Source organism: Cryobacterium sp. TMT2-17-1, from assembly GCF_004402765.1.
GTDB classification, from domain to species: Bacteria; Actinomycetota; Actinomycetes; order Actinomycetales; family Microbacteriaceae; genus Cryobacterium; species Cryobacterium sandaracinum.
In genome coordinates this window covers 66,199-76,548 of sequence record NZ_SOGC01000015.1, presented here as the reverse complement: position 1 = coordinate 76,548, position 10,350 = coordinate 66,199, and the positions used below count along the sequence as shown (strand labels likewise).

The window sequence follows — 10,350 nt, the reverse complement described above, 5'->3', positions numbered from 1 at the left end:
TGAACCGGGCCAAGGAGCACACCGGCCTGGGTCTGCTGCTGATCACGCACTACACCCGCATCCTGCGCTACATCAAGCCGGACTTCGTGCACGTCTTCGTCGACGGCCGCATCGCCGAACAGGGCGGCCCCGAACTCGCCGACCGCCTCGAAGACGAGGGCTACGATCGCTTTCTCACCGAATCGAACGTAGGTTAGACGCATGGTTTCCACGCTGCCCCCGGCGCGCTTCGATGAAATCGAAGAGGCGCTCAAAGACGTCATGGACCCGGAACTCGGTATCAACGTGGTCGACCTCGGGCTCATCTACGACCTGGGCTGGGACGATGAGAACGATGCCCTGATCATCCACATGACCCTGACCTCGGCCGGCTGCCCGCTGACCGATGTCCTCGAGGAGCAGACCGCCGAGGCGTTGGACGGCGTCGTCGACCAGTTCCGCATCAACTGGGTCTGGATGCCGCCGTGGGGTCCCGAGAAGATTACGGACGACGGCCGCGACATGATGCGGGCCCTCGGCTTTTCTATCTGAACTTCCCCTAACGCACGCGAAAACCCCGATCTCCTCCGGAAATCGGGGTTTTCGCGTGCGTTAGATGGACTGCCGATAGCCGAAGAACTCATGGTCGTTGTGGTACCCACCAAACCCCGCACCGATCTCAGAGAAGTCCTCAACGAACTCGATTCCCTTGATCCACTTCACCATCTTGAAACCCAGCTGCGTTTCGTTGCGCAACCGAAGCGGTGCTCCATGCCCGAAAGATAGGGTCTGCCCGTTGAGGTCATAGGCGAGCATGGTCAGTTTGTAGCTCATCTGCTCGATGGGTTGGGCGTCGTAGTACGTGCCACCGTCCGGACCCGCCGCGAAGGAATAGAAAATGACCCATTTCGCCTCGGGTTTCGGCTGCACCAGATCCAGGATCGTCTGCATTGAGATTCCGCCCCACTTCGCGACCCCTGACCACCCCTGAATACAGAAGTGCTGGGTGATCTGATCGTGATGGGGGAGACCCTGCAACTGTGCGAGGTTCAAATCGACGGGGTTCTCGACGAGCCCGTTGACCCGCAGTGTGTAGTCCGCGAAGTTGCCCGCTCGAAGCGCCTGGTATTCCTCGGAGTCCGGGTATTTGCCGTTATGCCAGAAGTACGGTGAAATGTCCTTCTCCGTGTACTGGCCGGGGTTCGCGTCGATGTGTTCAAATAGGCGCTGCGCGCGACCGATCAGCGCGAAACCGACCTTCTGCACCACACGAGGATGCCGATAGGTGAAAGGCGTGGCTGCGAGCCATCCTCCGATCACGACGACCATCGAAGCCGCGAAGATCCCGATGCCGACCCACGATTCACTGTCCTGAGACGCATACATGTGGTTGAGGTTGCGCAGGGCCCCTGTGGTCATCACCAGGGTGACGTGCACAACGATGAACATGACGAACCAGCAGAGCACGAAGAAGTGCAGCGAACGGGCCACCTGGATGCTGAACACCGAGCTGATTTTGCGGAAGCGGGTCGACAGTGCGGGGGACATGCCGAGGCCGGTGACCAGGGCGAGAGGTGCCGCAATGAAAATGGTGATGAAGTAGGCGATCAGCTGCAGACTGTTGTAGTTGGTCCATCCGCTCTCGGCCGGCCAGTTCAAAGACAGGTACTGAAGGGCGGCCGACGCGGCGTTGGGGACGACGTCCCAGCTCAGCGGGATCACGCGCATCCACTGCCCCGTCGCAAAGATAAGAACGCAGAAGATGATTCCGTTGAGCAGCCAGACCGTATCGACGCCGAGGTGCCACCACCGTGCGAGACCGATGGAGTGACGGCGCCCCGGCAGCCCGACACCATCGGGCAAGGTGATTGAGTCCTCCTTCGCCGTGTAGAGCGGATCGCTCGGCACCGGCTTCTGCATGCGAAACCAGTCCTTACCCGGTGTCGAGTGCCGGGTCCAGTACAGCCGCGGATGGTCCGCCATGATGCTGACACCGGACCGGATGATGAAGATCATCATGAAGAGGTTCAGGAAGTGTTGCCAACCGACCCACGCCGGGAACCCGACCGGGGCGTTGTCGGGCAGTGCAGTCGCTCCCGGATACTCGCTCATGAAGTCCTGCACCGCGGGCATCTCCCGCAGCCCCTTGGCAATGGCGATCCCCACGATCAGCAGGACCAGTCCAATGGGTATCAACCACAGCAGATTGAACCACTTGTCCGTGCCGATCCGCACCCGCGGGGCAACGCCGTACTGGGCAGGGACCCGGCCGGCCCAGTGGTCATCCACCACGTGGTACCGCTTCGTGTCCAGTTCCTCCCGAAAACTTCTCCGCGTCCCCCCTGCTCCAATGTTTGTTGCAGGAATATTTCGATCAATCGAGTTTGTATCCATACCGTCCCCATTTGAGAAGCAGGACGCCTCCCCAACCGTGTCGGGAGTGCGATCTACAGCACCGATATGCCCATCTCCTGCTTGCTGCCTGCAAGTATCCTCCTATTAAACGGAATATATTCCGCATTAATCTGGTTAAGCCCCCGGAGGAGTCGATCCGTGCCCTCGGCTTCTTCATTTGATCCGCATTTGATCCACTCCTGATCCACTCCTGATCCACTCACGTCGAAGGGGCACCGGCCATCTGGCCGGCGCCCCTTCGACGTGTCCTGGGCGGTGCTCCGATCCTGGTCACTCGTCCGATGTATTCTCATCCGTGCCCATTTCCCGAGCGCCCGTCTCAGCGGACGACGCCAACTCAGACGGCTCCCAATTCTCCAAATCGATCAGGGACGGGTGCGGCCAGACGTCGGTCTCACCCTCCTCGAACATGTCGGCCGCAGGGCTGATGGTTTCCTGTTCCTCATCTGAGCCGGATGGGGGAGGCCCGTCCGGGTTCGGTTGGGGGTGGTGCGGCTGATTCGTGGTCCATCGTCGACCTCCTCACATTCGTGCAGCGACCGCTGCGGCTGCGGCTGCAGCCGACGGTAGGCCTCCGCCCTGTTCGCCGCGAGACGAGTGGGTGACTGCTTCACGGCGCACGTCGTGGAAGCCGGCGGATGGCCTATCGTGCGCCAGCTTCCACACGGTGCGCCGCGGGACGCGACAGGCCTGACCACCGGTCGGCATCGGATGCGGCTACGCCTTCGTGACGATGACGGACGCGGGAGAGGGGTTCGCGAACAGGTCGAGAACCGGGCGGTGCGCGTCGACGGTTGCCCGCAGCTCCTGGTAGCGCTCATCGGATTCGGGACCGGTGATGGTGATGTGGAGGCGGATCGCTGAGAAGCCGGCCCGCACGTCCTCGCTTATGCCGAACAGTCTCCGCACGTCGAGGTCGCCCTCCGCGGCAATCTCGATCTCGTCGACCTGGATGCCCAGCCCCTGGGCGTTGAGGCGGTAGACGACCACCTGGCATGAGAGCAGGGCGCCGAGCGCAATCTCGACGGGGCTGGCTGCCACAGCGTCTCCGGCCAGGGTTCCGGGCTCGTCGGCGGGGAAGACATGCTTGCCGGCCGTGATGCGGGTGGCGACCGAGCCCTCGCCGGCCGCCGCGACCCGGTAGGTCAGTTTCTATTTCGACGCGTCAGCGCTGATGCGCTCACTCCAAGCGGTTTCGGCGGCGCTGAGGCGGCCAGCACGATCTTCGGCACGGGGGGAGAGTGCGGCGGGCGTCTGCACGAGTGTCATGCCTAACCATAGGAGGCCAGTCTGGCCCGGGCACCCCGCCCGGTCACACAACGTTATGGCCGAGCGCTTCCGCATGGTTCCCGGGCCGAAATGCACCCCGCTTGAACTTCATTCCAGTGTGTAGAATGAAATTCTAAAAGAAAGGGTGAAGTCCTGATGAGCATCAAATCCCGTCGGGAGGCTCAGTCGCGCGAGACCCGCACCTTGATCGTGCGGGCCGCGCTCCAGCTGATGCTTGAGCGTGGGTACATTTCCACCACTCTCGGCTCGATCGCCGCCGAGGCAGGCGTCGCGGTGCAGACCATCTACAACTCGGTCGGTGGCAAAGCCGCCGTTCTCTCCGCCGTGCTCGACCGCGTGGCCGCACGTGCACACGAACAGGAAGCCGGCCCCCCACCGCTGCGCAGTCAGATCGCCGAAGCGCGCACGGCCGCCGAGATCGTCCGAATCCTGACCGGCTGGATCGCCGACCTGAACGCCCAGACGTCCGGGGTGCACCGCGTGATCGCCCAGGCGGCCGGAGTCGATGCAGACATCGCGGAGCTGGAGATGCGGCGTTCCGCCCAGCGACTTCTCCAGTACGGCGAGGTCGCGACCGCGCTGCGCTCACGGCACGGCCTGCGCGGGGGAGTGAGCGACCACGAGGCGGCGGCAACGGTGTGGGCGCTCGGGCATCCACAGGCCTACCGGTCTCTGGTCCTCGACCTCGGCTGGTCGGATGCCGCTTACCGGGACTGGCTGGCGAAGGCGCTCCAGGGGGCACTTTCGCTTCCCGGCGCACACCGAGGCGCAACCGATCAAATATAGTGGATAGTTGGCCCGCTTCGGCCAGAAAATTCTACGACTCCCCTGAACGGACTGTTGCTGTGCTGAGTGTGCAAAATCTCGAAATCCGAGTTGGGGCGCGCGTGCTCATGGAAGACGTCAGTTTCCGCGTTTCCGCCGGTGACAAGATCGGCCTGGTCGGCCGCAACGGGGCTGGTAAGACGACACTGACGAAGACTCTGGCGGGTGAGACAGTTCCGACCAACGGCTCGATCGACCGCACCGGTGAGATCGGCTATCTGCCCCAGGACCCCCGCTCGGGCGACCCGGACATGCTCGCTCGGACCCGAATCCTGGATGCCCGCGGCCTCGGCACGATCTCCCTGGGTCTTGCCCAGGCCGGTATCGACATGGGCAGCGACGACCCCAAGACCAGCGCCAAGGCCATGCGCACCTACGGCAACCTCACGGATGAGTTCAACGCGCTCGGCGGCTACGCGGCCGAGGCGGAAGCCGCGTCGATCGCCAGCAACCTGAACCTTCCCGACCGCATCCTCGACCAGCAGTTGCGAACCCTGTCCGGCGGACAGCGCCGCCGCATCGAACTCGCCCGTATCCTGTTCTCGGCCGCGGAAACGATGATCCTCGACGAGCCCACCAACCACCTCGACGCCGACTCCGTGGTCTGGCTGCGGGAGTTCGTCAAGAACTATCGCGGCGGATGCATCATCATCAGCCACGACATCGAGCTGGTCGGCGACACGGTGAACCGGGTGTTCTACCTCGACGCCAACCGCATGGTCATCGACATCTACAACATGAACTGGAGGAACTACCAGCGGCAGCGCGTGGCCGACGCGGACCGTCGTAAGAAGGAACGCGCCAACGCCGAGAAGAAGGCGTCGACCCTCCAGCTGCAGGCCGCGAAGTTCGGCGCCAAGGCGAGCAAGGCTGCCGCCGCCCACCAGATGGTGGCGCGCGCCGAGAAGCTCCTGTCCGGACTGGACGCCGTGCGGGCAGTCGACCGCGTCGCCAAACTGCGCTTCCCCGAGCCCGCCCCGTGTGGGCGCACCCCGCTGATGGCCACCGACCTCTCTAAGAGCTACGGCTCGCTGGAGATCTTCGCGGCCGTGGATCTGGCCATCGACCGCGGCTCGAAAGTGGTCATCCTCGGCCTCAATGGTGCGGGCAAGACCACACTGCTGCGCATGCTCGCGGGCGTGGATAAGCCGGACACCGGAGAGATCGTGCCCGGCCACGGCCTTCGGATCGGCTACTACGCGCAAGAGCACGAGACGATCGACGTCAAGCGTAGCGTGCTGGAGAATATGGTGTCCTCCTCGCCCAACATCACTGAGATGGAGGCGCGCCGGGTTCTGGGCTCGTTCCTCTTCACCGGCGACGACTCGCACAAGCCCGCCGGGGTTCTGTCCGGTGGTGAGAAGACCCGGCTGGCCCTGGCCATGATCGTGGTGTCGGGCGCCAACGTTCTGCTGCTCGATGAACCGACTAACAACCTCGACCCGGCCAGCCGCGAGGAAATCCTCGACGCCCTGGCGCACTATGCCGGGGCTGTCGTCCTCGTGAGCCACGACGAGGGCGCTGTCGAGGCGCTGAACCCCGAGCGCGTGTTGATCATGCCCGATGGCACTGAGGATCACTGGAACAAGGACTACCTTGATCTGATCATGCTCGCCTGATCACCCTTCCTGAGCACAGCACTGCCCGGGCCGACTGGCCCGGACGTTCGTGTCTCCGTGTCCTTCTGACCTGCCGATCATCTGCCGTCGATGAGCTCGTCCTCGATCTCCGAGTCGCTGCGCGGTTTGGCAGCCTGACGGCGGGCGCGCTCGGCGGCGCGAACGCGCTCGTCCGGGTCGTCGAAGTTCACGGCTCGGTACTCTTGCCGGATAGCCCAACCCAGACCGACGAAGCCCATCAGGGCGAACACGAACCATTGGAATGCGTAGGACAGGTGAGGCCCCTCGTCTTTGACCGGGCGGGTGACCGCCACGGGACGTTCGTCCGGCGTCGGTTCCTCGGAAGCCATCAGCCCGTACGCGCCGGTGTACGTCGGAAGGTCCAGCCGGGTGGACACCTCGTCGAGGTTGATCGTCGCGATCTGGTCGCCCGTGGCCGATCTCCCGGCCAACGAAGGCTCACCGGCCTTGAGCCGGGCGGTGACGGTGACAACCCCCGAGGGGGCGGTTGGCACGGATGCCGGGGCGTCGGGGGTCTGCCCGGTCGGCAACCAGCCCCGGTTCACGATGAAGACCGAGCCGTCGGCGAGCAGCAGGGGAGTGAGAACCTCGAAACCCGGGTTGATATTGAGCGGGCGGTTGCGCACGATCAGCTCATCGTCCGTCAAATACGTGCCGGTCATGACAACGGGCAGCCACTTCTGAGACGCGGAGAACGCGTCCAGACCAGGCAGAGCCTCGGCCAAGGGAACCGGGTCCGCCGCATAGTTGGTCTCCACTTTGTTCATTTCGGAGAGGGCGTCGGAGCGGCGCGCGAGCTGCCAGAGACCGAGCCCGGAGCAGACGGCCGCAAAGAGGATGGTCAGCGCAAGGTATCCGGCCCAGCGCCGGGTGAACGCAAACTTCCAGCCGATCACGCCGGCCCGGCTTCCGGCTCTACAGCCTCAAGGGAGACCGGCAGAGGCGAGACGGCTAATGGGAAGTCTCGGCTGGCCAGGAAATCGCGAAGGTAATCGACGTGAAGGTCGCAGGCCAGCCAGGTCTTCACGCGGTCTTGAGCGTGAATACGGGGATTGCGCCAGTCCAACCGCCAGTCGGCGTTCTCACGACAGCCGGCGCGCGAGCAGTTCGTCGTTTCGAGATCGGCGCCGAGGCCGATCACGTTCCGCTCTCGTCATTGTCCGGTCCGCGAGGCGGCGCCCGGAACACCTGCACGGCTCCCGGTCGGACGACCGTGGACGCCTCGGCGCTGCCCTGAACGTTCGCAAAGACGACCGCGAAGTAGGGAAGGGCGATCGCGCCGATGGCGCAGACGAGCAGCCACCAGCCCTGGACGAAGAGCATCAGCACGATGCAGACCATCCGGATGCCCATGGCGATCGAGTATTTGATCATCCGGGCACGACGCAATTCCTCGGGTGAGGGGGGGAGCGAGGTGATCGACTGCTGCTTCATGGATGCCATCGATTCGGTCAGTCGGGGAAGTTCTCCCTGTGAATTCTACGTCTCGTCGGACTCAAACGTAGACGCCCTAAACTGGAAAATACGTGCGTACGGCTGTTCGTTCGCTGAGAAAAAGAGATTGGACCCAGCATGACGACTGGCAGAACTGTCCTTGTCACCGGTGGAAACCGCGGCATCGGATTCTCTATCGCGGAGGAGTTCATCAGGCAGGGACACCGCGTCGCGGTCACCGCCCGTTCCGGGGACGGCCCCAGCGGCAGCCTGACGGTGCGCGCGGATGTGACGGACGCCGCATCCATCGACGCCGCGTTCACCGAGATCGAGGCGGCGCTCGGCCCCGTCGAGGTGGTTGTCGCCAACGCGGGCATCACCAGGGACATGCTGCTGATGCGCATGAGCGAAGACGACTTCACCTCGGTCATCGACACCAACCTCAGCGGCGCCTTCCGAGTCGTGAAGCGTGCGTCCAAGGGGATGCTCAAGGCCCGGTTCGGCCGCATCGTGCTGATTTCCAGCGTGGTCGGCCTGTACGGCTCCGCGGGACAGGTCAACTACTCCGCCTCGAAGAGCGGTCTGATCGGCCTCGCCCGTTCGGTGACCCGTGAGCTGGGCGGGAGGGGCATCACGGCCAACGTCGTCGCACCGGGTTTCATCGAAACCGATATGACCGCAAAACTCTCCGAGTCGCAGCAGGCCGACTACAAGCGCAGCATCCCGGCGGGACGATTCGCAACTCCGGTCGAGGTGGCTCGGGTTGTCACCTGGCTTGCCGGGGACGACGCCGGGTACATCTCCGGCGCGGTCATCCCCGTCGACGGCGGACTGGGGATGGGGCACTAACCGCGCAGACCGAGTATCGGCAGGACCTGGCTCAGGTCGCGGGTATCCAGGGCCAGGTCCGCCTGCGCCCTCACGATCGGTTGCGCGTTGAAAGCGATGCCCAGACCGGCTGCCCGCATCATCGTGAGGTCGTTTGCTCCGTCGCCGACGGCGACGGTCTGGGGCAGGGCTACGCCCTCGAGGGCGGCCCACTCCCGCAGGGCCGCGGCCTTGGCGGCGGCGTCGATGACGGGTCCGACCAGGCCGCCGGTGAGGCGACCGTCGGCCACCTCCAGCCGGTTCGCCCGCCAGTGATCGAGGCCGAAGGCGGCAGCGAGCGGGTCGAGCACCTCGTGGAATCCGCCCGATACCACCCCGATTCTGCTGCCTCGGGCGTGCAGGCCGTCGATGAGTGCCTGCACCCCGGGAGTCGGGCGGACGAGCCGCCCGACCTCCGCGAAAACATCCGTGGACAGTCCGGCCAGAGTCTTGACCCGGAGCCGTAGACTCTGCGCGAAATCGATCTCGCCGCGCATGGCCTGCTCGGTCACCTCGGCGACGAGGGCCAGCGAGCCGGCCGCATCCGCGAGCAGCTCAATGACCTCGTCTTCGATCAGGGTGGAATCGGCGTCCAGGACGACGAGGAAACGAACGAACTCGGTCACGGGTGGACGTGGACTCCCTTGCCGACGACGGTGATGCCGGACTCGGTGACGCTGAAGCCCCGTGCGCGGTCCCGCTCACGATCAATGCCGACTTCCGCTCCGGCGGCGACCACCACGTCCTTGTCCAGAATCGCCCGACGCACGGTCGCACCCGGTTTGATCTGCACCCGGTCGAAAACGATCGAGTCCACCACCTGGGCGCCGGAATCGATGGCGGCCCAGGGGCCGAGAACGCTGCGTTCGATGTGCGCTCCCGAAATGACGCAGCCGAGGGAAACGATCGAGTCGATCATGGTGCCGAGGAAGCCGCGTCCGTCCCGGACGAACTTCGCCGGCGGAGAGTTGAGCTGCTGGCTGAAGATGGGCCACTTCTGGTTGTAGAGGTTGAAAACGGGCAGTGCGCTGATCAGGTCCTGGTGTGCCTCGAAGAAGGAGTCGATGGTACCCACGTCGCGCCAGTAGTCGCAGTCGCGGTCGGTGGATCCGGGGACGTCATTGAGCTTGAGGTCGTAGACGCCGGCCTCACCGCGGGACACGAAATCGGGAATGATGTCGCCACCCATGTCGTGGCTCGAGTCGGCGCGTTCGCCGTCGCGCAGGACGGCCTCGATCAGCGCCTCCGTGTTGAAAACGTAGTTGCCCATGGACGCGAAGACCTCGTGCGGGGCATCGGCGAGGCCGACGGCATCCTTCGGCTTCTCGCGGAAATCACGGATGCGGTCCGGCGTCGCCGCGTCGACCTCGATGACGCCGAACTGGTCGGCCAGACCGATCGGCTGACGGATGGCCGCGACAGTTGCGGCGGCTCCGGAGGCGATGTGAGCCTCGATCATCTGGCTGAAGTCCATCCGGTAGACGTGGTCGGCTCCAACGACGACGACGATGTCGGGCTTCTCGTCATGGATCAGGTTGAGGCTCTGCAGGATCGCGTCCGCGGATCCGCTGAACCAGCGCTTGCCGAGGCGCTGCTGCGCCGGCACCGATGCGATATAAGAGTTGAACAGGCCACCAGAAACGTGCCAGGTCTGGGAGACGTGACGGTCAAGGCTGTGGGACTTGTACTGGGTGAGAACCACGATCTGGGTGAGGCCCGAATTGATCAAATTCGACAGCGCGAAGTCGATCAGCCGGTAATGACCCCCGAAAGGAACGGCCGGTTTCGCACGGTCCTCCGTCAACGGCATGAGCCGTTTTCCTTCTCCGCCGGCGAGCACGATTCCAAAGATCTTCTTTGACTGCATGTCTTTACAGTAGGGCCATTCGTCACGTCGATC

At 64.2% G+C, this 10,350-nt stretch carries 11 protein-coding genes and 1 pseudogene; 5 read left to right on the top strand and 7 right to left on the bottom strand.

Features of this window, described 5'->3' with window-relative positions:
- Together sufC and E3O47_RS03915 are read left to right on the top strand one after the other, a co-directional pair.
- Window positions 1-197, top strand: a pseudogene (gene sufC / locus E3O47_RS03920) (Fe-S cluster assembly ATPase SufC); the annotation flags it as partial.
- Window positions 198-201: 4 nt separating this feature from the next.
- Entirely contained in the window at window positions 202-531 is a 330-nt protein-coding gene (locus tag E3O47_RS03915) for a metal-sulfur cluster assembly factor (RefSeq protein WP_104102197.1), read from the top strand.
- Window positions 532-591: 60 nt separating this feature from the next.
- On the opposite strand, the gene E3O47_RS03910 is transcribed toward E3O47_RS03915, so the two are convergent.
- Together E3O47_RS03910 and E3O47_RS16440 are read right to left on the bottom strand one after the other, a co-directional pair.
- The gene (locus E3O47_RS03910) at window positions 592-2,271 is read right to left on the bottom strand and encodes a molybdopterin-dependent oxidoreductase (RefSeq protein ID WP_241986086.1); all 1,680 of its coding nucleotides are present in this window, start codon (window positions 2,269-2,271) and stop codon (window positions 592-594) included.
- An 840-nt stretch (window positions 2,272-3,111) separates the two neighbouring features.
- Window positions 3,112-3,435, bottom strand: coding sequence for an OsmC family protein (locus tag E3O47_RS16440; RefSeq protein WP_241986085.1), 324 nt, complete (start codon window positions 3,433-3,435; stop codon window positions 3,112-3,114).
- Between the two features lie 384 nt (window positions 3,436-3,819).
- Here E3O47_RS16440 and E3O47_RS03900 point away from each other — a divergent pair, with 384 nt between their 5' ends.
- On the top strand, window positions 3,820-4,470 hold the full coding sequence (locus tag E3O47_RS03900) for a TetR/AcrR family transcriptional regulator (RefSeq protein ID WP_134419551.1): 651 nt from the start codon (window positions 3,820-3,822) through the stop codon (window positions 4,468-4,470).
- A 59-nt stretch (window positions 4,471-4,529) separates the two neighbouring features.
- A complete protein-coding gene (locus E3O47_RS03895; protein WP_104102190.1) occupies window positions 4,530-6,128 on the top strand; it encodes an ABC-F family ATP-binding cassette domain-containing protein in 1,599 nt (532 codons plus the stop codon).
- A gap of 77 nt (window positions 6,129-6,205) precedes the next feature.
- Here E3O47_RS03895 and E3O47_RS03890 read toward each other — a convergent pair whose 3' ends face one another.
- Genes E3O47_RS03890 through E3O47_RS03880 form a run of 3 tightly spaced genes read right to left on the bottom strand, consistent with a single transcriptional unit; the run spans window position 6,206 to window position 7,592 of the window.
- Window positions 6,206-7,045, bottom strand: a complete 840-nt coding sequence (locus tag E3O47_RS03890) for an SURF1 family protein (protein WP_104102187.1) — start codon at window positions 7,043-7,045, stop codon at window positions 6,206-6,208.
- Window positions 7,042-7,290 (bottom strand): hypothetical protein, encoded by a 249-nt coding sequence (locus E3O47_RS03885; protein ID WP_104102184.1) that lies wholly within the window; start codon window positions 7,288-7,290, stop codon window positions 7,042-7,044. Before E3O47_RS03885 ends, E3O47_RS03890 begins: the two co-directional genes overlap by 4 nt.
- Complete coding sequence (locus E3O47_RS03880) at window positions 7,287-7,592, bottom strand: DUF3099 domain-containing protein (protein WP_241986084.1); 306 nt, start codon at window positions 7,590-7,592, stop codon at window positions 7,287-7,289. Before E3O47_RS03880 ends, E3O47_RS03885 begins: the two co-directional genes overlap by 4 nt.
- Window positions 7,593-7,721: 129 nt before the next feature.
- Here E3O47_RS03880 and fabG point away from each other — a divergent pair, with 129 nt between their 5' ends.
- A complete protein-coding gene (gene fabG, locus E3O47_RS03875; protein WP_104102181.1) occupies window positions 7,722-8,432 on the top strand; it encodes a 3-oxoacyl-ACP reductase FabG in 711 nt (236 codons plus the stop codon).
- Here the strand turns inward: fabG and serB are convergent.
- Window positions 8,429-9,076, bottom strand: a complete 648-nt coding sequence (serB, locus tag E3O47_RS03870; RefSeq protein WP_134342863.1) for a phosphoserine phosphatase SerB — start codon at window positions 9,074-9,076, stop codon at window positions 8,429-8,431. The two genes, fabG and serB, sit on opposite strands and share 4 nt — an antisense overlap.
- A complete protein-coding gene (gene glgC, locus E3O47_RS03865; RefSeq protein WP_104102176.1) occupies window positions 9,073-10,317 on the bottom strand; it encodes a glucose-1-phosphate adenylyltransferase in 1,245 nt (414 codons plus the stop codon). The genes serB and glgC overlap by 4 nt, the downstream gene beginning before the upstream one ends.
- Between the last annotated feature and the right edge of the window lie 33 nt (window positions 10,318-10,350).

Coding starts and splice junctions, on each gene's coding strand:
- fabG (WP_104102181.1), top strand. CDS start 7,722: ATGACGACTGGCAGAACTGTCCTTGTCACCGGTGGAAACCGCGGCATC.
- E3O47_RS03880 (WP_241986084.1), bottom strand. CDS start 7,592: ATGGCATCCATGAAGCAGCAGTCGATCACCTCGCTCCCCCCCTCACCC.
- E3O47_RS03915 (WP_104102197.1), top strand. CDS start 202: ATGGTTTCCACGCTGCCCCCGGCGCGCTTCGATGAAATCGAAGAGGCG.
- glgC (WP_104102176.1), bottom strand. CDS start 10,317: ATGCAGTCAAAGAAGATCTTTGGAATCGTGCTCGCCGGCGGAGAAGGA.
- E3O47_RS03900 (WP_134419551.1), top strand. CDS start 3,820: ATGAGCATCAAATCCCGTCGGGAGGCTCAGTCGCGCGAGACCCGCACC.